Genomic DNA, 23844 nt, shown 5'->3' on the forward strand with positions numbered 1-23844 from the left:
CGTCGATTCTCTCCATTATTTTATTTGAAATTCGAACAATATCTGCCGTGAAACTCGCCGTTCTACAGCGAATATTCAGTATAAAACCGCATGGTCAAAAAATTGTCGCAAAACAGCCAATAAAACTTGCGTCCTATGCAGGGCAAGCGTAGGTTCTGTCTGGGCAAAGCGGTCTATATTTTTGCTTGTCCATTTATCGATGTTTTTTTGACACACAAACCTAAAAGGTCAGGGCTCCATGTCATTTTTAGCTGACAAACTGTCTCGCATTAAACCGTCTCCGACAATTGCCGTATCCACCAAGGCCGCAGAATTGAAAGCTGCTGGTCGTGACGTGATCGGCCTCGGTGCAGGTGAACCCGATTTCGATACACCGCAACATATCATCGATGCCGCTGTCAAAGCCATGAACGAAGGCAAGACGCGCTACACGGCTGTTGCAGGTACACCGGAATTACGCCAAGCTATTTGCGACAAGCTGAAACGTGACAACGAACTCACCTACACACCGGATCAAATTTCTGTTGGTTGTGGTGGTAAGCAAACCATTTATAACGCATTGATGGCCACCCTGAATGATGGTGATGAAGTCATCGTTCCGGCGCCGTACTGGGTTTCCTATCCTGATATCACCCTGTTGGCTGGCGGTGTGCCGGTTTTCGTTGACTGTACAGCGGAAAACAATTTCAAAATGCAAGCCGCGGATCTAGAAGCAGCCATCACGGACAAAACAAAATGGGTTATTCTGAACTCGCCGTCCAACCCGACAGGTGCAGCTTATTCACGCGATGAAATGAAGGCGCTGACCGACGTTTTGGTGAAATATGACCACGTACACGTTATGACAGACGATATGTACGAGTTGATCACCTATGATGATTTTGAATTTGTTACACCGGCACAGGTCGAGCCTAAATTATTTGATCGTACATTGACTTTGAACGGTGTGTCCAAAGCCTATTGTATGACAGGTTGGCGTGTTGGTTATGCTGCAGGCCCACTTGAGATCATCAAGGCCATGAACAAAATTCAGTCCCAAAGCACAACACACACGTGTTCTGTTGCGCAAGCGGCTGCTGTTGAAGCATTGAATGGCCCGCACGATTTTGTTGCCAAACACAACGCTGTTTTTAAAGAACGCCGCGATATCGTTGTGAAGATGTTGAACGAAGCTGAAGGTCTGGAGTGCAAAACACCGGAAGGGGCATTCTATGTTTATCCGTCCTGTGCTGGCGTAATCGGAAAATCCACACCCGATGGCAAAGCAATCAAAACCGACGAAGATTTTGTAACTTACCTGTTGGAAGCAGAAGGCGTTGCAGCCGTTCATGGCGAGGCATTTGGCTTGTCACCGCATTTCCGTGTTTCTTATGCGACCAGTAACGAAGCCTTGATTGAAGCATGTAAGCGCATTCAACGTGCTTGTGCCGCATTGAAGTAATCCTGGGTTTCGATCAATGAAAACTGCGCAACGAGTGAGTAACTCCTTGCGCAGTTTTTTTGTTCAATCTATAAATCCTTTGACCATCATCAAGCACACCATTAGGCTGAAAAACTAAAGTGCGCACGACGATAAATAAGAATACTACATTATTCATTAGCTAATTGTTTGATATGACTGAAGATATCGCGAGCCTTAAAAATGAGATTGCCTCGCTTAAAGGCAAACTGGTTGCACAGCGCCGAGAGGTTGCGCGCTATCGTATGATGTCGTCTGTCTTTCAATCGGCGACACAACCAATTGCTTTGGTGAACGCGAATTATCAAATCATCAGTATTAATCCGGCTTTTACGAGCCTAACCGGATATGACGCCAATGAAATTCAATATTTCCCGATTAATGGTTTAATTGCCCATCATAAACGTGATGAATTATGGCCCACTGTCCAGATCAGTTTGGAACAGGAAGGCCATTGGGAAGGTTTATTGTGGAACGAAAGTAAATTTGGCCAGATTTATCGTGTCGAAACACATATTCAAAATCTACATAACGATGATTTGGATACGGCAAGCTTTGTCTTTTTCTTCCGTGATGTGACATCAGAGAAAGAGACTGAAGAACAACTTGATAGGCGTAGTAATTACGATCTGATTACCGATTTACCTAACTGGAATTTGTTTCTCAACCGTTTTATCAATTCTCTTTATACCTCGGGTCAAAGTGGGACACAGACGGCTTTGCTCTTTATCGGACTGGATGGTTTTAAAGTTATTAATGATACCTTGGGGCACACCATCGGGGATAAATTGTTACAAGAGGTCGCCCTGCGCTTTAGCAATGCGTTTGAAGCAAATGTCACTGTTGCCCGTTTCAGTGGCGATCAATTTACAGCTGTTCTTCCCAACATCAAGGATGATGAAGAAACACGTCAGGCGGCGGAAGCCATTTTAGCCTCGCTGGATCGTCCTTTTGAAATTGAGAATGAAGAAATTCATATTTCCTGTTCTATCGGTATTTGCACATGGCCTGGCGATGGTGATGATGTAGAAACTCTGCTGCGAAATGCAGACAGCGCCATGCATCAGGCCAAAGAAAAGGGACGCAATACCTATCATTTCTTTACTCCTGATCTCGATGCCACGGCACAAGCCAGACGCGCAATTGAACGGGACCTGCGACAAGCCATTAAAACGTTTGATGAATTTCATCTGGTCTATCAGCCAATTGTTGATCTTGAAACAGGTCAGATGAAAAGTGCCGAAGCCTTGATCCGTTGGCATAGTGCGGAGCGTGGCCTAGTCTCACCCGATCAGTTCATCCCGCTGGCGGAACGCAATCATCTGATTTTGCCGATTGGGGAGTGGGTTTTGGAAACGGCATGTCGAGAAATTAAAAGCTGGTCAGAACAATCCCAAACACCTTTCCGCGTCAGCATCAACCTATCCAGTCGTCAATTCAAAGAAGATAACTTGCCGGATGTCGTCAAAGGTGTGCTGGAGCGCACAGGCTTCAATCCGAACCAATTATCGTTAGAAATCACAGAAACGCTGATGATGGAAAATCTGGATGATGCCTTAAAAATGCTGCACGAATTAAAAGCAATGGGCGTGCGTTTATCCATCGACGATTTCGGGACAGGATATTCCAGCCTGAATTATCTCAAACGTTTCCCGCTGGATACTTTGAAAATTGACCGGATGTTTGTGCGTGATGTCACAACAAATGCGGAAGATGCCGCTGTTGTTGCCGCTATTTTAACAATGGCGCACAGCATGGGGTTGGAAGTTGTTGGTGAAGGTATTGAGACCAAAGACCACAACGATTTTCTATTTTCAAAGGGCTGTCAACTGGGACAAGGCTATTATTTCAGCCGTCCTTTACGCATTGATGAGTTTAACCTTTTTGCCGAACGCAGCGAGTTTGAAAGCTCTTCCTGATTTTTTTGATGATTTTGCGCTTTTTGCATCCCTCCTATTTGATCTATGCCCTTTTCATCACAGCCAATTCGCGTTAGCCTCTCATATAAGTAGAATCCTAGAGAGGCACGCGCCTGTGCCCACTTGATTTGTACGGACGCGTCCCTGACATAGAGATCGGGAGGGTCGAAATCGTGTCCAAAAAACCATCACAACCGCGCTGTTGCGCCATCGTAGGCGCTTATCTAAGTGGGAAGACAAGCCTGTTGGAAGAAATCCTCTTCACAACAGGCGCAATCAATCGAAAAGGCAATGTCAATCAGGGCAATACAGTCGGCGACTCGTCAGCCGAAGCCCGCGCTCATACCATGACGACTCAGCTTAATATTGCCACAACATCATATCTTGAAGAAGAATGGACCTTTATAGATTGTCCTGGCTCCGTCGAATTTATGCAAGATACCTACCAAGCCTTAATGATCTGTGATGTTGCAGTTGTGGTATGCGACCCCACACCGGAAAAAGCGATTACAATCGCGCCGGTTCTCAAGTTCCTAGATCAACATAATATCCCTCATATGGTTTTCATCAATAAAATGGATCAACCGGAAGCCAGTGTTCGTGAATTGATGAATGCCTTGCAGGACATTAGCGAGCACCCGCTTTTACTGCGTGAGGTTCCCATCCGCGAAAATGGCGAAATTACCGGCTATGTCGATCTGGTTTCAGAAAAAGCCTATAAATGGCATGATGGCGAACGGTCTGAATTGATAAAAATGCCACAAGCTATTCAAGATCGCGAACAGGAAGCCCGTACAGAACTGCTTGAATCTCTCGCGGACTTTGACGACAAACTTCTGGAAGAAATATTAGAAGAGGTTCAACCGCCAAAATCTGAGATTTATGAAAATATACATAAAGACCTTGCAGAAGATGCAATTGTCCCTGTCTTTTTCGGGTCTGCTGAACATCGTGGCGGCATTACACGTCTTCTCAAAGCTTTGCGCCATGATGCCCCCGAAGTTGTGCAAACCGCCGAACAACGCGGTATTTCTACAACTGGAAATACTGCGCAGGTTTTCAAAACCATTCATGCCGCTCATGCGGGTAAATTATCCTTTGCGCGGATTTGGTCTGGGGAACTGAAAGACGGCATGACCTTTAATGATGAACGTGTATCCGGTATTCAACAAATGCTAGGTAGTGAAGGGCACAAAATAAATACAGCCTGCGCAGGGCAGGTTGTTGCATTGGGACGATTGGAAAATACAACTGCGGGGCAAGTCTTATCCGAAGGCGGAGGTGCAAGCGCGCCTTATTGGCCAACGCCTCTCACACCGATGTATGCCAAAGCTATTCAAGCGGTCAAACGGGCTGATGAGGTAAAGCTTTCTGCTGCCTTGAGTAAATTAAATGACGAAGACCCGTCTTTGATTGTCGCGCAAAATCAGGTTAGCGGAGAACTTCTTTTACGTGGTCAGGGCGATATGCATATCAAAATCGCACTGGAACGTCTGGCAGGTCGTTTTTCAATGGATGTTGAAGCACACCCCCCCAAAGTGGCTTATAAGGAAAGCATTCGTAAAAGTGCAACGAAGCATGCAAGACACCGCAAGCAAAGTGGTGGGCATGGTGAATATGGTGATGTCCATATAGAAATCAGCCCCTTACCACGCGGTAGCGGTTTCTCGTTTAGTGATACCATCACGGGGGGGGCAGTCCCTAAACAATATATCCCAGCAGTTGAGAACGGTATCGTCGAATATATGGATAAAGGCCCGTTGGGGTTTCCTGTCGTCGATATCAGTGTTGTGTTAAGCGATGGTGGTTTCCATGCTGTCGATAGCTCCGAAATGGCTTTTAAAAAAGCTGCGCAAACCGCAATGCGTGAAGCTATGCCAGATTGTTCCCCTGTATTGCTGGAGCCTATTCACAATGTGACCATTCAAGTGCCCAGCATTTACACTTCAAAAGTGCAACGTATTATTACTGGGCGGCGTGGCCAAATTCTTGGATTCGATGCAAAAAAAGGTTGGAAAGCTTGGGACGAGGTCAACGCCTATATCCCAGAAGCCGAACTGCAAGATATGATTTTAGAGCTAAGGTCGCAAACGTTAGGTATTGGGTCCTATATTGATCAATTCGATCACCTTCAAGAGCTTAGTGGAAAACAAGCTGATCAAGTTGTTTGTAACAATAATTAGATGTCTAATGTGCCTTGTATACACTTTAGATAAATGTCATATGGGGTGGTTTTGCAAATCACCCCACCTCTCTTGACTTGAGTCAATGACGTGATATCATCAATATGATATTCAACCCTTAATTAATTTTTCGAATTTTGTATCTGTTTAGGTTTTTTTTCATATTTTTAATAATGTAACATAATATTGTCCGTACCATTATCATCTGAAAAGATATATCATATATCGGAACCTATTACCTCGATCGGGAAATAATTATAAGATCAGGCATACCGAGAAACAAAATGCCAGCTACTCCACTTTCCCTAAGAGCTAACTAAAAAGAGGACAAAAATCATGTTCTTAGACAAATTAAAAATCAGTTCGAAGATATGGCTTCCTGCTATTATTTTCACAATTGCACTGGTTGCTGTTGCCGGCATTGCAGCCCAAAACATGAAACATACCTTGCTCACAGACCGACAAGACAAAGTCCGTAGTGTGGTTGAAGAAGCGCATAGTATCTTAGAAGGTTATGTCGCAAAAGCCAAAGCAGGTGAGATTAGTACTGAAGAAGCGCAAAAACAAGCGCGAGACGTTATTAAATCCATTCGTTATGGTGGATCCGAATATCTTTGGATCAACGATATAAATAACATCATGATCATGCACCCGATTAAACCGGCGTTGGATGGTAAAAAGCTTGATAAACTGCAAGATAAAAACGGGAAATACCTGTTTACTGAATTTATTAAAACGGTACAAAATGAAAACGGGGCCGGTTTTGTTGATTATTTTTGGCCGAAGCCAGGATTTGACGCCCCCGTCCATAAAATATCCTTTGTTGCACTTGTAAAAGACTGGGGCTGGATTGTTGGCAGCGGTCTTTATACCGATGATGTGGATGCAGCTTTCTGGGCGCAGTTTAAGATCTTTGCTATAATGGTAATCGTGGCCTTACTTGTTGCCGGTACGATTTCATTTTTGGTCGCAAAAAATCTGACCAGTGGTCTAAGTCGAATTTCTGATCAGATGTCTCATCTTGCTGAAGGTGATTTGGAGATTGAGGTTGCCGGTCAGCATCGTGGGGATGAAATTGGTGAAATGGCCCGTGCGGTTGAAGTGTTTAAACAGAACAGTATCGAAGCCAACCAATTACGCGCCAATCAAGAAGAAAACAGGCTTTTAGCAGAAAAAGAGCAGAAACAAAGCCTTATTACAATGGCAGATAATATCCATAACCAAATGCACAGTGTTATGGAGAAAATGGGCGGCGTTGTTGTGCAACTTGGTCAATCTGCGGATACGATGCATAACAATGCAGAAGCCACAAACCAACAAAGTTCTTCTGTTGCGAGTATTTCTGAACAGACTTCTGCAAACGTTCAAACGGTTGCGGCTGCAACCGAAGAGTTAAATGCCTCCAGTCATGAAATTGGTAGACAAGTTGAACATACCAATCAAACTGCTGAGGCTGCAGCCCAAGAAGCGCAACAAACCAACGTTGTTATTCAGGGTTTGAGCGGGGCCGCCGGAAAAATTGGTGAAGTCGTCAGTATTATTCAAGATATTGCAGAACAAACCAACCTGCTGGCATTGAACGCCACCATTGAAGCTGCCCGTGCCGGTGAGGCCGGCAAAGGTTTCGCGGTTGTTGCTTCAGAAGTTAAAAATCTGGCAAATCAGACTGCCCGGGCAACGGATGAAGTTTCACAACAGATTTCAGCAATTCAAAGCCAAACCAGCGATGCAGTTGGTGCAATTGAAGGCATTACAAGCACAATTTCGAATATGCGCGAAGCCTCAAGTGCAATTGCTGCCGCTGTAGAAGAACAGCATGCGGCCATTCAGGAGATCAGTCGAAGTGTCCAAGAAGCATCACGTGGAACACAAGAAATATCCAGCCATATTGCAGCTGTTGCTGAAGATGCAAACCAAACTATGTTGTCAGCAAATGAAGTGAAAACGGCGAGTGATGAGTTGCTTTCTAGCTCCGATGCACTTGATCGTGCCATGACCAGTCTTGTGAATGATTTAAGACTAAAAGGTGCATAAATAAGTATTTTTTAAAAGGCTCCCTCGTAAGGGAGCCTTTTAAAGTGCTTTAACCGTTTTTTTATTTGATGTCGCTGCTATGTTTTAGACAACAGATGTGCTCACGAGTTTTTTAAGAGGTGCTGAAACTTTCTGCCACACACTCGAACACCGCACGGATCCTGCGATTTGTTTTAAGCTCGCGGTGTGTAACCAGCCAGACAGGAATAGGAACGCCGGGCAGATCAGGCAAGATCTGGTGAATACCGGGCGTACGTGCCGCGACTTCTTTGACCATAATACCGACCCCTAATCCCTGTTTGACCATTTCCCATGCGACTAGACCGTTTTCCGATCGGATGGGAAAATTTCGCTGGCTGACGGGGCATCCCATGGAATGATAATAATCCAACAAACGGTTTGATTGATCAAAACCGATAAGGCAAGCCTCTTTCAGATCGTTAGGGCTTTGCGGGCACTCAAATTTTTCCAGATAACGATCACTGACATAAAGATGTCCGCTGGTTTCATAAAGTAGTTGGGCATAAAGATCCGGTTGTGTGGGGCGGGCATGGCGAATGGCAATGTCGGCCTCACGTCGTTTTAAATCGCTTAAGGCGTTGGAGGCCACAATATCCAATTCAATGCCGGGATAACGGTGCCGGATTTTTGTCAGAATATCAGGCAGAAAATAGACTGCCCAGACATTGGTTGTGGACAGGCAGACACGTCCTTCAATACTTTGTGATTGCCCCGATGCGGTAAGCGATATTTGGGCGGCGGCCTCCCCCATTGCCTGCACATGTTGTAACAGGTCAACTCCGGTTTGGGTCAATTCCAATGTGCGGCCCATGCGTTCAAATAAGGTGATGCCAAGGTGTTCTTCCAATGCGGTAACTTGACGCCCGACCGTTGGTTGGGTGACGCCCAAGGCTTTGCTTGCTGCGGTGAAGGATCCTTCTTGCGCGGCGACCAAGAAAGCACGCATTTGGTTCCAGTCAAAGGTGATTGATTTCCATTCCATGCATATATGCATACTATAACTAAATATTTATGCAATTCACATTTGTTTGATATCGCGTAAGCTGCTGCGAAATATTTAATTGAGGTCGAAGATATGACAAAACAAAGCCATTTTTGGGATCGTGTTGCGCATAAATATGCCAAGCGAAAAGTCACCAATGAAGAGGCCTATCAAAAAAAATTACAACAGACGCGGGACTATCTCAACGCTGATGCCGCGATGTTGGAGCTTGCCTGTGGGACAGGGACAACAGCGATCCATCTAGCGCCTTATGTCCGCCATATTCGGGCGGTGGATATTTCTTTAAATATGTTGGAAATCGCACGGGAAAAAGCCAAGACGGCAGGTGTGGATAATATCAGCTTTGACTGTCGTGATTTTGATGAAATGGCGGTGGAGAACCAGACGTATGATGTCATCCTTGCCCACAATATTTTGCATTTACTGGAGGAAAAAGCCGTCGCCATTCACCGTATTTTCAAGATGTTGAAACCGGGGGGCGTTTTTATCAGTTCCACAGCCTGTTTGGGGCAGGGCTTTCTGTGGTTGAAAGTCATTGTCGGGGTGGGAAGCTTTTTTGGGTTTCTGCCCGCTGTAAAGTTTTTTCGGGTCGATGAGTTGAAAAAGGACTTTACGGACGCCGGTTTTCAAATTGAAGAGAATTGGCAACCCAGTAAATCCCAAGCCTTGTTTATGATCGCGCGAAAGCCAAATGAGGTCGTTTAGCGATCGTTTTGGATAAAGGTCGTTTTTACATTTTCGGTGTCTTGTATTACTTTGTCACTGGATGACTTTAATCATATAGAACAATATTTCCCGCTTTTGAAATCAGGTAATTATAACGTGTGGGGCAAGACATGTCATTTTTGGACCAATATCCGGCCTGGCTGATCGCTCTTATCTTTTCGACCTTTGCTGGTGCGACGATTCCGCTTGGGGCTTATTTGGCGAAGGTTGAACATATCAGTCCCAACTGGCTGGAAAAAGAATTTCGCCACTTTGTTATTGCCTTTGGCGGCGGGGCTTTATTTGCAGCGGTGTCGTTGGTGTTGGTGCCGGAAGGTACCAAGGGATTAGATGTTTTTTGGGCCATCGGCTTGTTTCTGGCCGGTGGGTTTTTCTTTTATTTTCTCGACCGCCTTATTCAGACACATGGGGGAAGTTATTCGCAATTAATCGCGATGGTATCCGATTTCATGCCCGAGGCAATGGCCTTGGGGGCTATGCTGAATGATCAGAATGATGCGGCCTTGCTATTGACATTATTGATTGCCTTACAGAATTTACCCGAAGGCTTTAACGCCTATCGCGAAATTTTATGTAGAGGATCCCATAAATCAAAACGTATTTTGTTTTGGTTCTGTGCCCTTGTTGTGGTGGGGCCGATTTCAGCTTTGTTAGGGGCGGAGTTTTTAAGTGGGAATGCTGTTTTTATTGATGCGGTGATGATGTTTGCGTCTGGTGGCATCCTTTATCTTGTGTTTCAAGATATTGCCCCGCAGGCTCATTTGAAGAAAAGCTGGATGCCGCCTTTGGGGGCGGTTTGTGGATATGCTCTTGGACTGTTGGGTCATATGGTTTTATAAGAAAAAAGGCGACCATGGAAGGTCGCCTGATTTGTTTGCCGGCTTAGCCAAGTTGGCTGAGAAGCGTATCACCGCCGGAGACTTCAAACTTGCCGGGTCCTTCAATGTTCAACTGGGTAACAATACCGTCTTCGACCAGAAGGGAGAAGCGTTGTAAACGCATACCCATATTGCGATCGGTCAGGTCAAGTTCAAGGCCGAGAGCCTTGGCCCATTTCGCACTGCCATCGCCGAGGAAACGAATTTTCCCAATTGCGTTTTGATCTTTGCCCCATGCTGCCATAACGAAACCGTCATTGGTTGCGACGCACCAGACCTCATCGACGCCTTTGGCTTTTAACGCATCAAGGTTATTAAGATAACTGGGGACGTGCTCGGCGGAACAGGTTGGTGTATAGGCACCGGGAACGGCAAAGATGGCAATTTTTTTGCCAGCGGTTGCAGCCTGTACATCAACGTCATTGGGGCCAAGGGGACACGCATCACCAAATTCGGTTGATTCCGCGAGTGTTCCTGCCGGGATAGGGTCGCCAACTTTAATTGTCATAGGGAAATGTCTCCTGCAAAATGAATGTCGAGGGTATCTGTGGGATATAGCCCTGAATGGGATCCGTGCAATAGGGCGACATTCATTTTGCCGAAACTTTAATTGAGCGAGGCGACTTGCTGGGGTTCATCATTATAAAAAATGTGGCGACCGAATTTGGCACTGCGATTTAACTTATCCGCCCAAACGGGCTTCACATAATCGGCATGATACCACAGGGCATTATGGGTCGGGTCACTGTAGATACCGGCAAGGTAGAGGCGCGCTAATTGCTGGGCACTGCGCCAGGCGATTTCTTCATGTGGTGTATCGCGCTTGCCATCGCACCACCAGGAAAACTGGCAGCGGTGAAGGCGGTAGCTCCGGCGTTGTTGAACAACATCGCAGATGGTATCGGGAAATTTTGTATGAGCAACCCGGTTCATTGTGACACCGGCAACAGCCAATTGACCCTCCAAGGGTTCGGAACGGGCTTCCCAATAGATGTTGAGTGCAAGACAGCGCATTTCTTCTTTCTCAACCAAAAGACGGTGAGAGGTAATGCTGTTGTATTGTCGTGCGAATTCAGCAGGAGAGGGGGGAATATATGTGGATTTCTCCACTTTCTTGAGGGTGTGTTCCTGCAAGGGGATAAACCCGGTTACGCCAAAAAAGAGAGCCAGGCTGACAAAACTTATAGTTAACAATCGCCTCAAAGATTTGGGCAAATACGAATTGTGCGTACGCATGTTTCAATCCAATAAAGTTCAAAACGGGTCCGACAATTCGGCGGCTATATCTTGGATAACCGCTTCTCGTTAAGTCTTCGAGTTGCTCCCTGGCAACCGTGGGGGGTCGGACTTAAACATCACTTTGTCCCTGCAAAGTGCGCCCCCGATATATGAACAACTGCATATGAAGTCAAGTCGGTTGTGCGTTGCAAAAATAGCACAGTTTAATGCAATGTATTTAAATGACTTTTTTGCTATCACTTGACTTGTCAATATGAAAGTTGCCATAAGGCTTTATGACAAATCTGTTTAAATATGTGCCACCACAAGGCGAGATTCCAATACTATATGTGGATGAACACATTGTGGTTTTGAATAAACCTAGTGGTTTGTTGTCTGTGCCGGGGCGTGATCCTGCTCATCAAGACAGCTTGCAAACCCGTGTTCAGGAACGTTTTAAACAAGCCTCGACGGTGCATCGTCTGGATATGGATACCTCCGGCATTGTTATTATGGCACTGCACAAAGAGGCGCATCGTCACCTGTCTCGGCAATTTGAAAACAAGTGCTGTACAAAAACATATGTGTGCTTGGTTGAAGGTCGTGTGGAAGCGGAATGCGGCAGTGTGGATTTACCTTTACGATGTGACTGGCCGAACCGTCCCCTGCAAATTGTAGATCATGAACTGGGGAAAAAAGCCCTGACAAATTGGAAGGTACTGGAACGATTGTCGGACCGCACACGTTTGGAACTAAACCCGGTGACAGGTCGGTCTCATCAATTGCGCGTTCATTGCCTGTCTATGGGGCACCCGATTTTAGGCGATCGTTTTTATGCAGATGAACAGGTAATCACCAAAGAAAAACGCCTGTGTTTGCATGCACAGGCGCTTAAAATATTTCATCCGGTTTCCGATGATGAACTATTTATTGAGTGCCCATCGGAATTTTAGACTTAGAGAGCTCGGTTTTTCTATTGTGTGCCGTGTTCTACGTTGCTGACCAGTTGAGAGGTCTTGTTACGCAGGGCATCAATTAATCCGTTAACTTCGCCCCCGTTGCGCTTGATCACTGATGCAAACTCAGAACGCTGGGCTTGACTCATACTGACACCGGCAATGAGAACATCAACGACCTTAAGGGCACCGTCTTTATTTTGTTTTACTCGCCAATCAACAAGAATCGGTTCCGATGTTTGCGGGCGTTGGATTTCAGAACGTACAATCGCGTCTTTGTCGTTGCGCGTAACGGACTGAACGACCTTCAATGTAATCTCATCACCTGCATAATCTTTAAACCGGCTGGAATATGTTGCGATGATGAAGTCCTCAAACAGCTTGAGATATTCTTCTTTCTCTTCTGGTTTGGCTTTACGCCAGTAACGACCTAAAACCCATTTGCCAATGGCGCGGACGTCGAAACCATCATTGAGGATAGATCGAAATTCCTGCTGTAAGACAGCTTCATCTTGAGTGGTGCGAACAGAGGTTACTGCCTTGTCGGCCATTGCCTGGATGAAACCTTCGGCCTCTTTTCCAAAATCCTTGGCCATTGCACAGGTCGCAGAAAAGACAATGACACCAGTGACGAACAGCGCAGTAAGTGCACGGCGGGTCAGTAACATATCGATTATCCCTTAACGAGCTTCTGTAATTTCTTCGTCACCCGGTGCTGGTGCGTTGAAATCAAATGAAAGACTTGGTGCCGGAGTCGCTTTCGGGTCTTCATTATTCATGATCTCAGCATTTCGGCGCTGTAAGTAGAAGCTACGCATAGCGCTGTACGGGTCCAATGAGTTACGTTTGATATCTTCGATCGCGTCATAATAATGTGCGCGTGTATCGACGGCACCAAGAACGGCACGTGTCAGGGGGATACCTTCACGATCTGTATTGCGTGCCCACATATTTACCGGATCAGTAAAGTAATCAACAACGCGACCGACAACATCACGCGGGTTTGATGGACCAAAAACGGGTAAAACAATGTAAGGACCGCCCTCAAAGCCCCAAGTGCCAAGGGTCTGCCCAAAATCTTCACTGTGTTTTTTGTAACCCATATCAGTGGCGGGATCACCAAAACCCAGAACGCCAACAGTTGAGTTAATGGCAAAACGGCTGACCGTTGTCCCCGCACGATCTGTTTCCCCTTGCAAAAGGTCGTTTAAGAGGATGACCGGAGTGCTGAGGTTGGCAAGCATGTTATGGATGCCTTCCTGAATAGGAGGCGGAAGCATTGCACGATAAAGGCTTGCTGCGGGGCGCAGGAACCATACATCAAGAAGTTCGTTAAAGCTGTAAACAACGCGGTTGACCCCTTCGATCGGGTCATTTGCTTCATCTACAGGTTGAGGGTTGGCGGCGCAACCGGACAACAGGACGACGATGGCGGCGATTCCACTAAATTTTTTTATTAGATTTTTCTGCGTCACTGGCTTGGTCATGTAAAACACCGGTTTTCTTTTGCTATCCCCTAAATATTAAATATCAAGCAGTTAGAAGAAGTGTGCTTGTTGATTTAATATTTAAACTAATCTTTTTTGGAAGAACGGCGTTTAAAATAAGCGCATGTAATTCCAATCATTGAATTAACATAGGGTAACGCAAAATACCAGTACTGGAAATGGTTAAAAAACCATCAATCCCCCCGCACTGTCACATTTTTACAACAGGGTGTAATTTTACACTTGCAACAATATAAAGATATCTTTATATCTTGAATGAAGTTGCTGTTTTAAAGGGGCGCATATGGATCAGATTTTAAATGCATTGAAAGCTTTGGGTGAACCGACCCGAATGCGCGTAATCGCATTGTGTGCGCAAGGGGATTTAACAGTCTCTGAACTGGTTCATATTCTCGGGCAGAGTCAGCCAAGAGTGTCGCGCCATTTAAAGCTGCTATGTGAGGCTGGCTTGTTGCAGCGTTTGCGTGAAGGCAGTTGGGTTTTTCATCGATTGGCGACAGAATCGGATGACACGCCTTTTGTTAAAAAATTGGTGGATTTAATACCACAAGAAGATGAGATTTTATTACGAGATCGTGAACGTTTACAGGAAGTCAAACGCGAACGGGCTGAAAAGGCATCGCAGTATTTTAGCCGTAACGCGATGAGGTGGGCGGAAATTCGTGCCCTTCATGTCGATGACGGTGAGGTCGAGAATGCTTTGCTCAAATTGGCAGAACCAAAAGGGAATGAAGACTTTCTCGATATCGGAACAGGAACAGGTCAGATCTTGCAAGTTTTTGGTCATCATGTCCGCCAAGGATGGGGAATCGATTTGTCATCCGATATGTTATCGATTGCGCGTGCCAATCTGGAGGCCAACGGCAACCATAATTGCGCGGTCCGTCAAGGTGATATGTATCAAGTGCCCTTTAGTGCGGAAAGTTTTGATCTCATCACAATCCATCAGGTTTTGCACTATGCCGATGAGCCGGTCCGTGCAGTGGCTGAGGCAGCACGTGTTTTAAGGCAGGGTGGCAAACTGACAATTGCAGATTTTGCCCCGCATGAAGAAGAGACCTTGCGTGTGGACCATCAACACCGCCGTCTGGGGTTTTCTGATAAAGAATTGACGGATATTTGTCGGGAATGCGGTCTGGAAATAAAACAAGTCCAGCATTTGCCCGGCGACCCTTTAACAGTGACCCTTTGGGTTGCAGAAAAATTGTGACGACACCTGAATTCAGGTAATGGAGTATAATAAAGTGAGCATCACAGAAGAAAAACAAGCTGTCCTGCGTGGCCTGCCCGTCGCAGCACCACTGCCCAATGATGTCAGTGTATCGTTTGAATTTTTCCCACCCAAAACGGAAAAAATGGAAGAAACCTTATGGGCTTCTTTAAAACGTTTGGAACCGTTGGACCCTAAATTTGTTTCTGTTACCTATGGTGCAGGTGGAACAACGCGTGAGCGGACACACAATACGGTGGTTTCCATTCAAAAAGACACCACAATGGCAGCGGCCGCTCATTTAACCTGTGTCGGGTCGTCAAAGACTGAAATTGACGAAATTGCTGATCGGTATTGGGAAGAAGGCATTCGTCATATCGTTGCATTGCGCGGTGATCCGGCAGAAGGCGATACGGCCTATCAACCGCACCCCGATGGTTATGCTTATGCGGTTGATCTGGTGGAAGGTTTGAAAAAACGTCACGATTTTGAAATCAGTGTGGCCGGATATCCTGAAACACACCCGGATGCCCCCAGTGCCCAGTTCGATATTGATTATCTGAAAAAGAAAGTCGATGCCGGTGCCAACCGCGTCATCACACAATATTTTTTCGAAGCGGAAACCTTTTTGCGTTATCGTGACAAGGCGGCTGCTGCGGGTGTGAATGTGCCGATCGTGCCGGGGATTCTGCCGGTTACAAACTTTAAACAAGTTTTGAAATTTTCGGACGCCTGCAACACGCGTGTCCCGGACTGGATGGCGGACCTGTTTACCGGACTGGACGAAGAACCGGAAACCCGCAAACTTGTTGCGGCAACGGTGGCTTCTGAATTATGCCGTGTGCTGCATGCCAACGGCGTGAAAGATTTTCATTTTTATACTCTCAATCGTGCAGACCTGACTTATGCATTCTGCCATGTTCTTGGCGTTCGCCCGAAAGGAAACAAATAATGACAACACGTAAAGACCGTTTGGCTTATCTGGAAGCCGAGTCGAAAAAACGCATTATCATTCTTGACGGTGCGATGGGGACAATGATCCAGCGTTATGGTTTGGTGGAATCTGATTATCGAGGCGAGCGTTTTGCCGATTGGAAACAGGATATTAAGGGAAATAATGACCTGTTGTCCCTGACCAAGCCGGACGTAATCAAAGAAATTCATATCCAGTACCTTGAAGCCGGGGCTGATATCTTGGGGACGAATACATTTTCATCGACAACGATTGCCCAAGCAGATTATGCGATGGAAGACCTGGCTTATGAAATGAATGTGGAAAGTGCGAGAATTGCGCGCGAAGCCGCCGATGAAATGACGCTGAAAACACCGGAGCGTCCGCGTCTTGTTGCCGGCGCGATGGGGCCGACCAACCGGACGTGTTCTATCAGTCCGGATGTGAACGATCCGGGATATCGCAATGTGACGTTTGATGCCTTGCGCGTGGCTTATAAATCAGCGGCGAAAGGTTTGCTTGAAGGCGGGGCAGACGTTTTGATCGTGGAAACGATCTTTGATACCTTGAACGCCAAGGCGGCCTTGTTTGCCATTGAAGAACTGTTTGATGAACAGGGTTGGAAAGTTCCCGTGATGATTTCCGGGACATTGACGGATGCATCTGGGCGCACCCTGTCCGGTCAAACAGCAGAAGCGTTCTGGAATTCTGTGCGCCATGTCAACCCGTTCTCCGTTGGCTTGAACTGTGCGTTGGGGGCTGATTTGATGCGCCCGCATATTGCGGACCTGTCCCATATTGCCAATGTGCGTGTGTCAACCTATCCGAACGCAGGCCTGCCCAACGAGATGGGCGGTTATGACGAAACACCTGAAGATATGGGCAAGGCGTTGAGAGAGTGGGCAGAAAGCGGTCTGATTAATATCGTCGGCGGTTGCTGCGGAACATCACCGGATCATATTAAAATCATTGCCGATGCGGTTGCGGGAATTGCACCGCGTAAATTGCCGGAACTGGAAATAAAAATGCGCTTGTCCGGTCTTGAACCGTTCAATATCGCGTCTTGATGTGCAACCGATAGATAGAAAACAGAGATTAAAGTTATGACAACTCAACAAGCGACTTTTATCAATATCGGGGAACGTACAAACGTCGCCGGTTCGGCCAAATTCAAGCGACTGATTATTGAAGAACAATATGACGAAGCGTTGAGCGTTGCCCTGCAACAGGTGGAAAATGGCGCAAACATCATTGATATCAATATGGATGATGCCATGTTGGATTCAGAAAAAGCGATGGTGCGTTTTTTAAACCTGATTGCGGCAGAACCGGACATTGCCCGTGTACCTGTTATGATCGACAGTTCCAAATGGTCTGTGATCGAAGCAGGCCTGCAATGTGTGCAAGGCAAGGCGGTTGTGAACTCGATCAGTCTTAAAGAAGGCAAAGAGCAATTCGTTGCCCAAGCGACAAAGATCAAGCGATATGGCGCAGCTGTCGTTGTGATGGCCTTTGATGAAAAAGGCCAGGCCGACACCAAGGAACGCAAAATAGAGATTTGCAAAAACTCCTACGATATTCTGGTCAATGAAGTTGGTTTTCCGCCGGAAGATATTATTTTTGATCCGAATATTTTTGCCGTTGCAACCGGGATTGAAGAACATAACAATTATGCTGTGGACTTTATCGAGGCAACGCGTGTTATCCGCCAAGAATGTCCGCATTGCCATATTTCCGGTGGCTTGTCCAACGTGTCGTTCTCGTTCCGGGGTAATAATCCGGTGCGCGAAGCCATGCATTCAGTCTTTTTATATTATGCGGTTCAGGCCGGTATGGATATGGGGATCGTCAACCCGGCCCAGTTGGAAGTTTATGACGAAATCCCGGCAGAACTGCGGGAACGCGTTGAAGATGTGATCTTGAACCGCCGTGAGGATGCCACTGACCGTTTGTTGGAAATCGCTGACAAATATAAAGAAAAAGGTGGATCAAAGGCCGCAACGATTGATTTGTCATGGCGCGAAAAACCGGTGACAGAACGTTTGTCTTTTGCACTGGTGAAAGGGATTGACCAGTTCATCGTGGAAGATACCGAAGAAGCGCGCCAAATGTTTGATCGTCCGATTGAGGTTATCGAAGGACCGTTGATGGACGGGATGAACGTGGTCGGTGATTTGTTTGGCGCAGGTAAAATGTTCCTGCCCCAAGTTGTCAAATCTGCCCGTGTAATGAAAAAGGCTGTGGCTTACTTGATGCCCTTTATCGAAGAAGGCAAAGAAGCCGGTTCTGAAAGTGCAGGCAAGGTGTTGTTGGCCACAGTGAAAGGCGATGTCCACGATATTGGTAAAAATATCGTGGGGGTGGTTTTACAGTGTAATAACTTTGAAGTGATTGATCTGGGCGTTATGGTCCCGACTGAAACGATCTTGCAGGCCGCCAATGAAAACAAGGTAGATATTATCGGTTTGTCCGGTCTGATTACGCCGTCACTGGAAGAAATGGTCAACGTCGCCAGCGAGATGAAGCGACTAAATATGAATATTCCGCTTCTGGTCGGGGGGGCAACCACATCCAAGGTTCACACGGCGGTGAAAATTGATCCTGCCTATGAACAGCCGACGGTGCATGTTTTGGATGCATCGCGTGCTGTGGGGGTTTGTTCTAATCTGTTGTCTGAGAGCAAACGCGATGCATTTGTGGCAGGGATCAATGCAGATTATGAGAAAACTCGTGTGGCGCGTGCCAAAAAGCAGAACAAAGGTAACCGCATGAGTCTGGAAGAAGCCCGTGCGGCAAAACATCCGATTGACTGGTCTGCTTTTCAGGCGGTGAAACCCTCTTTCCTTGGGACCAAGACGTTTGATGATTATCCGCTGGATGATCTTGTCGAACGGATCGATTGGACACCGTTCTTCCGTACATGGGAACTGGCGGGGACGTACCCCAAAATCCTACAAGACGAAACCGTTGGAGAAACCGCGCGCAATTTGTTTAAAGATGCGCAAGATATGTTGACAAAGATTGTCGAAGAAAAATGGCTGACAGCAAAAGCGGTCATTGGTTTTTGGCCGGCAAACTCAACAGCGGATGACAGTATTTGCCTGTTCAAGGATGAAGAACGCAAAGATGAGTTGGCACGTTTCCATATGGTGCGCCAACAAATTCCGAAAGCAGAAGGTCGTTTTGATCATTGCCTTGCCGATTATATTGCCCCGACGGGGGATGATTATATGGGCGGGTTTGCCGTGACAACCGGGCATGGTATTGAAACGAAACTGGCGGAATTTGAAGCGGCACACGACGATTACAACAGCATCTTGTTAAAAGCCTTGGCAGACCGTCTGGCAGAAGCGTTTGCCGAGCGGATGCATGAACGTGTGCGCAAAGAATTCTGGGGATATGCAGCCGATGAAAATCTGGACAATGACGCCCTGATTAAAGAAAGCTATCAAGGTATTCGTCCCGCACCAGGTTATCCTGCTTGCCCGGAACATTCCGAAAAAGAAACCCTGTTTGATTTGTTGGATGCGACACAACAAGCCGGGATTGAGTTGACACACGGATACGCCATGACACCGACGGCAGCGGTCAGTGGGTTCTATTTTGCCCACTCGGAAGCCAAATATTTTGGTGTTGGTCGTGTGGAAAAAGATCAAGCAGAAGATTACGCCCGTCGCAAAGGAATTTCCTTAAACGAGGCTGAAAAACTTCTATCTCCTGTTTTGGGATATGATCGCTGATTGATCGAATAACGAAATATCTGTTGAGAAGGAGCCTCCGTTTACGCGGGGGCTTTTTCTTTTTGGATATGGGGGTGACGGTCAATTTTTAATAACCGGTCAAATGGTGTTGCGGAAAAGCCGGTTGCCCATTTGAAGCCGATAAGTGAGGACGAAGGGTAGAGTAATTTGTCTTCACGGGCCAGTTGATTGAACCTGTCGCGCAAATCGTTGAGTTCTTTTTGCAGAAGAGCAGCTGTTTCAGGACGCATAGTGCGTGAGATCGAAATAAAGGTCGTATCGTCCCGCGTAGCGCGTTCCATAACCCATTTTAAGAAGGCCATATTTGTTTTTTTGATTTGTGAGAATAAGGGACCGTTGGGATGCCATGTCAATGGACGTGCAATTTTCAGGCGAACTTCGTTGTTCGGCAAGATTTCCAAAATACCAAGTTTTTCTAAATCCCGTGCATATAAGAAAATGGATGAAAACCCTACATCGTAATGTGTCGCGATTTCTGAAAGGGTAAGTCCTTCGTTTAAGTGAATGAGAACAGCAAAGAGAGAACCGTTTTCCCCGAGAACGCGCTCGACCTCTAAAGGCATGGGGTGACTTGGGAGTTCTTGTCGTGGATCGTTTTTAAGAATATCGTCTAATGAAATATTCATAATCCGACAAATATCCAGAAGACGACTTATTTTGCAGTCCTTCTCTTGAAAAAGGCGTTTGATTGTAGGTTCGGATAGATCAAGGGCATCCCCCAGGTCTTTGTAGGTTAAGCCCCGCGCTTTTAAGGCAACGCGCAATTTTTCAAAAACAAGGCCTCGATTGAGTGTTTGCATCAATTTTCCTGACGATGATCTAAAAAAAGCCAATAAGGTATCGTTTATTAATACTTTGTATAACGTTCAGGACGTGAAGGATAATAATAAATAAATTTTCGCCAGTTTAAATGATTGGAGTTTTAAAAAATGAAACAATCCTTTTTGTTCCACGTTGGTTTTGCGGTGTCTTTTTTTGTAACAGGTGTGTTTAACGTTCAGGCAGCCGAGGTGGAATGGTCCGCAGATGGATTTGATCAACCTGAATCTGTTTATTTTGACAGTACCCATCAACAGATTTTTGTCAGCAATATCAATGGACAACCGAATGAAAAAAACAATAAAGGGTATATTGCCCTTTTGTCCCCAGATGGGAAAATTCAGAATAAACACTGGGTCAGTGGTATGGATGCGCCTAAGGGAATGACGGTTGTTGGCAACTATTTGTTTGTCAGCGATATACAGAGAATTCATAAAATTGATATTGAACAGGCGAAAATCGTTAAAACCTATAAGGCTCCGCAAGCGATTTTTCTGAATGATATCAGTGCATCGACGCAGGGTGATGTTTATATCAGCGATATGTTGGACAAAACGATTTATAAACTGGCTGATGATGAGTTGAGCTTGTGGTTGAAATCTAACAAGATTGCACATCCCAATGGCTTGGAAGTTGAGGGGGAGACCCTGTATGTCGGCACATGGGGAGAAGGGATTAATGATGATTTCACCACCCAAAAGGCGGGCTCTCTTATAACGGTTGATTTGAAGAGCCAGAAAATTATGCCGCTCAGTGGTGGGGCGCAGTTGGGGAATTTGGATGGTGTGGTGCGTCTAAATGGGCAGACAATCGTCAATGATTGGATCACTGGTCAGATGTATCGTGTGACACCACAAGGACAGGCGCATCAAATTGGTGTCTTTCACAAAGGGCTAGCGGATATTTCCTCTGAAGGTCGTCTGATTTTTATGCCTTATATGTTTGATGGTCGTGTAGATGCAGTGCTGTATTCCTCACTAAAAGCGCAATAAGGCAAGCCTTACCCGCAACGATCGGCAGATAATCCGGGGAAGTCTTTGCCTGAAAAACGGCAGCGATTGGCCCCGGTGCGTTTGCCGATGGCGCGGCAGAAATCCAGTTGGCTGGGTTTCTTGAGTTGAATGCCGTTGATCTTATTTTGATCATCAAAGGCAAAATCAATTTGCCACAGGTTGGGATCATTTTCCAGTTGGGCGAGGGTGGCGCGGTGATATCCGCGTTGTCCTTGTCCCTGACTGTAACAGCCATAGGCCTGCACAGGTAACATCATTAAATATTCAGCAGCATTGGCTTTATCCAAGGCTGGGGCAATGACATCCTGTGTATTGCTGACAAGCTGGTCGGGTTCGGTTGAAAAAAGAAGGCGGGCTTCATCACGTACCAAGACTTTATCCGTCATCATATCGGCAATCTGATCAAGTGCACTGTCCTTTGTGTTTTTGACCAAACGGGCCACATGGGACAGGGAGCGGTTCATCTGTGTGAGAGTTTGGCTGCTGGGGCGTGTCGATTGGATTTGTGGCAGTGTTCGCCCCATGTTTGTGAGCAAGGTGTTGATATCTTCGCCGCTGCATTGTGTATTATAGTCTATATCCGTTGCGAATAAGGCATGAGATTGCATCATCCCCCACAAGACAATTGCGCTGTCTTTTAAGGATAGGCCTAAACGTTCCTGCAAGGCACCGTTAATCGCATCACAGCTGGGGCGCAAGGCGTCACCGGGGACACTCCAAAAACTGTTTTCCAGATCACCCAATGCCTGACGGGCCGTTTGCCCGGCGATGGCGTAGGTCATAAGGTCGTTATAGGAAGGTAACTGATTTTCGTGTTGGCTGAGAAGGCTTTCTTTGCCTTCAATGGCTAAGGTTGTTGTGAAAGTGACCTCTCCGGCTTTTGACATAAAGCTGAAAGCGCTGGCGTAATTTTCCAGATAGGAAATGTCTGTTTTGGTGAGAGCTTTCAGGGATGCTTCTTCAACGAGGGCAATGCGTTGGGCAAATGCATCGGGAAGCGCGGACAGAACATGGGCTTGTTCTTTGGAATAAACGGTATGTTGCGAAAGATAGCTATCAAGTTGTTTTTGGGCATCCTGCGCCAGATCTTTCAGCTTATCTTTGAGGAGAACAATTTCCAACGTGGCGTCTAGCGGAGCACGTTGTTCCACAAAATAGGGGGTGATCGGCCCTTGTGCAGCAAAAGTTTGCTGCCAAGATGTTTGTTTTTTTTCAAATATGTACAGCGGCACATCCGGCATGGTCAGGTCGGGGCCATTATGTAATGTTGCAAGGATGATAACGGTTTGTGTTTTGTCGGATGTAATCGGTTTTAGAAAACGGTCTGGTTGTGCCGGGGTTGTGTCTGCTTGTGCGACAATACGCAGATAATCAGTTTGAACGGGTAGGGGGGCGGCTTCTACATCAGCACTCAGGATTCGTTCCTGTGCGATCTTTTGTGCTTTTTGTAAGTCAAATACGACTTCGGGCGGCGGCGGTGTTTTCTTTTTTGCCTCTTCCTTACATCCTGCCAAGGATAAAATGGCAACTCCGATCAAGCATACAGTTGTGATGAGTTTTTTATCCATTTAACGACCCCTTGCTCCCTGATATAAACTGCGATAACCAATGCAATAAGGTCGACAGCCTAGCACGACTTTGTACGACTGTTTAGAGGGGAGATGAAAATGAATGATATTTTACAACGACAAACACGGGTGCAGGCGCAGTGGATTGATTACAACGGACACATGAATGTTGCCTATTATGTGCTGGTTTTCGACCATTCAACGGATGCGCTTCTTGAAACATTAGAGTTGGGAGAAGCATATCGCCAAAGCGAAAATAAATCATTTTTTGTGGTGGAATCTCATGTCACTTATGAAAATGAGGTGAAAAAAGATGATTTGTTGGTGGTCAAATCAAAGCTGTTGGGGTATGACACGAAGCGCCTGCAAATTTTTCACGAAATGTTTCTGGGGGAAACAGGTGAAAAATGCGCCACCAATGAAATTATGGTGCTGCATGTGGATATGGAGACACGCAAAACAACCGAGATTGCGGAGCGTTTCAAACCTCATCTACAGGCAGGTGTCGATGGGTCGCTTGCAAATGGGTTTCCCGATAATTGCGGACGTGCCATCACAAAGCTGCTGAAGAAATGATAAGTGGCCGGGGGAATTTTTCTTTCGACATCGAGGAAAG

Annotated in this window: 20 protein-coding genes; 13 read left to right on the forward strand and 7 right to left on the reverse strand. The window is 46.2% G+C overall.

Annotated features, from left to right (window positions below; all coding sequences use genetic code 11):
- The first annotated feature begins 238 nt into the window (after positions 1-238).
- The 4 genes from ACI0FF_RS05075 to ACI0FF_RS05090 all read left to right on the forward strand — a co-directional run bounded on the left by ACI0FF_RS05075 (position 239) and on the right by ACI0FF_RS05090 (position 7595).
- On the forward strand, positions 239-1441 hold the full coding sequence (locus tag ACI0FF_RS05075; protein ID WP_419799039.1) for a pyridoxal phosphate-dependent aminotransferase: 1203 nt from the start codon (positions 239-241) through the stop codon (positions 1439-1441).
- A gap of 173 nt (positions 1442-1614) precedes the next feature.
- A complete protein-coding gene (locus tag ACI0FF_RS05080) occupies positions 1615-3378 on the forward strand; it encodes a putative bifunctional diguanylate cyclase/phosphodiesterase (protein WP_419799040.1) in 1764 nt (587 codons plus the stop codon).
- Between the two features lie 173 nt (positions 3379-3551).
- Positions 3552-5561: an elongation factor G gene (locus ACI0FF_RS05085; RefSeq protein ID WP_419799041.1), complete on the forward strand. Its 2010-nt coding sequence runs from the start codon at positions 3552-3554 to the stop codon at positions 5559-5561.
- A gap of 336 nt (positions 5562-5897) precedes the next feature.
- Entirely contained in the window at positions 5898-7595 is a 1698-nt protein-coding gene (locus ACI0FF_RS05090; protein WP_419799042.1) for a methyl-accepting chemotaxis protein, read from the forward strand.
- 112 nt (positions 7596-7707) lie between these two features.
- On the opposite strand, the gene ACI0FF_RS05095 is transcribed toward ACI0FF_RS05090, so the two are convergent.
- On the reverse strand, positions 7708-8598 hold the full coding sequence (locus ACI0FF_RS05095) for a LysR family transcriptional regulator (RefSeq protein ID WP_419799043.1): 891 nt from the start codon (positions 8596-8598) through the stop codon (positions 7708-7710).
- A 93-nt stretch (positions 8599-8691) separates the two neighbouring features.
- Between ACI0FF_RS05095 and ACI0FF_RS05100 the strand changes: the two genes are divergently transcribed.
- Together ACI0FF_RS05100 and ACI0FF_RS05105 are read left to right on the forward strand one after the other, a co-directional pair.
- Complete coding sequence (locus ACI0FF_RS05100) at positions 8692-9324, forward strand: class I SAM-dependent methyltransferase (RefSeq protein ID WP_419799044.1); 633 nt, start codon at positions 8692-8694, stop codon at positions 9322-9324.
- 131 nt (positions 9325-9455) lie between these two features.
- Positions 9456-10184: a ZIP family metal transporter gene (locus tag ACI0FF_RS05105; protein WP_419799045.1), complete on the forward strand. Its 729-nt coding sequence runs from the start codon at positions 9456-9458 to the stop codon at positions 10182-10184.
- Positions 10185-10227: 43 nt separating this feature from the next.
- Here the strand turns inward: ACI0FF_RS05105 and ACI0FF_RS05110 are convergent, their stop codons facing one another.
- Both ACI0FF_RS05110 and ACI0FF_RS05115 read right to left on the reverse strand, forming a co-directional pair.
- Complete coding sequence (locus ACI0FF_RS05110) at positions 10228-10731, reverse strand: peroxiredoxin (RefSeq protein WP_419799046.1); 504 nt, start codon at positions 10729-10731, stop codon at positions 10228-10230.
- Between the two features lie 98 nt (positions 10732-10829).
- Positions 10830-11357, reverse strand: coding sequence for a cell wall hydrolase (locus ACI0FF_RS05115; RefSeq protein WP_419799047.1), 528 nt, complete (start codon positions 11355-11357; stop codon positions 10830-10832).
- A gap of 380 nt (positions 11358-11737) precedes the next feature.
- Here ACI0FF_RS05115 and ACI0FF_RS05120 point away from each other — a divergent pair, with 380 nt between their 5' ends.
- A complete protein-coding gene (locus tag ACI0FF_RS05120; protein WP_419799048.1) occupies positions 11738-12394 on the forward strand; it encodes a pseudouridine synthase in 657 nt (218 codons plus the stop codon).
- A gap of 20 nt (positions 12395-12414) precedes the next feature.
- Here ACI0FF_RS05120 and ACI0FF_RS05125 read toward each other — a convergent pair whose 3' ends face one another.
- Positions 12415-13065 carry an MlaC/ttg2D family ABC transporter substrate-binding protein gene (locus ACI0FF_RS05125; RefSeq protein ID WP_419799049.1) on the reverse strand — a complete coding sequence of 217 codons (651 nt, stop codon included), beginning with the start codon at positions 13063-13065 and terminating at the stop codon, positions 12415-12417.
- Positions 13066-13077: 12 nt separating this feature from the next.
- Complete coding sequence (locus tag ACI0FF_RS05130; RefSeq protein WP_419799050.1) at positions 13078-13884, reverse strand: MlaA family lipoprotein; 807 nt, start codon at positions 13882-13884, stop codon at positions 13078-13080.
- A gap of 304 nt (positions 13885-14188) precedes the next feature.
- On the opposite strand from ACI0FF_RS05130, the gene ACI0FF_RS05135 reads away from it, so the two are divergent.
- Genes ACI0FF_RS05135 through metH form a run of 4 tightly spaced genes read left to right on the forward strand, consistent with a single transcriptional unit; the run spans position 14189 to position 19807 of the window.
- Complete coding sequence (locus ACI0FF_RS05135) at positions 14189-15115, forward strand: ArsR/SmtB family transcription factor (RefSeq protein ID WP_419799051.1); 927 nt, start codon at positions 14189-14191, stop codon at positions 15113-15115.
- A 34-nt stretch (positions 15116-15149) separates the two neighbouring features.
- Positions 15150-16067 carry a methylenetetrahydrofolate reductase gene (metF, locus tag ACI0FF_RS05140; RefSeq protein WP_419799052.1) on the forward strand — a complete coding sequence of 306 codons (918 nt, stop codon included), beginning with the start codon at positions 15150-15152 and terminating at the stop codon, positions 16065-16067.
- Positions 16067-17134, forward strand: a complete 1068-nt coding sequence (locus ACI0FF_RS05145; RefSeq protein ID WP_419799053.1) for a homocysteine S-methyltransferase family protein — start codon at positions 16067-16069, stop codon at positions 17132-17134. The genes metF and ACI0FF_RS05145 overlap by 1 nt, the downstream gene beginning before the upstream one ends.
- 36 nt (positions 17135-17170) lie before the next feature.
- Positions 17171-19807 (forward strand): methionine synthase, encoded by a 2637-nt coding sequence (gene metH / locus ACI0FF_RS05150; protein WP_419799054.1) that lies wholly within the window; start codon positions 17171-17173, stop codon positions 19805-19807.
- 41 nt (positions 19808-19848) lie between these two features.
- Here metH and ACI0FF_RS05155 read toward each other — a convergent pair whose 3' ends face one another.
- On the reverse strand, positions 19849-20628 hold the full coding sequence (locus ACI0FF_RS05155; protein ID WP_419799055.1) for a helix-turn-helix domain-containing protein: 780 nt from the start codon (positions 20626-20628) through the stop codon (positions 19849-19851).
- Between the two features lie 129 nt (positions 20629-20757).
- On the opposite strand from ACI0FF_RS05155, the gene ACI0FF_RS05160 reads away from it, so the two are divergent.
- A complete protein-coding gene (locus ACI0FF_RS05160; RefSeq protein WP_419799056.1) occupies positions 20758-21639 on the forward strand; it encodes a hypothetical protein in 882 nt (293 codons plus the stop codon).
- Between the two features lie 8 nt (positions 21640-21647).
- Here the strand turns inward: ACI0FF_RS05160 and ACI0FF_RS05165 are convergent, their stop codons facing one another.
- The gene (locus tag ACI0FF_RS05165; RefSeq protein ID WP_419799057.1) at positions 21648-23228 is read right to left on the reverse strand and encodes a hypothetical protein; all 1581 of its coding nucleotides are present in this window, start codon (positions 23226-23228) and stop codon (positions 21648-21650) included.
- Positions 23229-23327: 99 nt separating this feature from the next.
- Here ACI0FF_RS05165 and ACI0FF_RS05170 point away from each other — a divergent pair, with 99 nt between their 5' ends.
- Complete coding sequence (locus ACI0FF_RS05170; protein WP_419799058.1) at positions 23328-23804, forward strand: thioesterase family protein; 477 nt, start codon at positions 23328-23330, stop codon at positions 23802-23804.
- The last annotated feature ends 40 nt before the right edge of the window (positions 23805-23844 follow it).

The organism is Terasakiella sp. 4MB5A, from assembly GCF_050058155.1.
Taxonomy (GTDB): Bacteria; Pseudomonadota; Alphaproteobacteria; order Rhodospirillales; family Terasakiellaceae; genus Terasakiella; species Terasakiella halodenitrificans.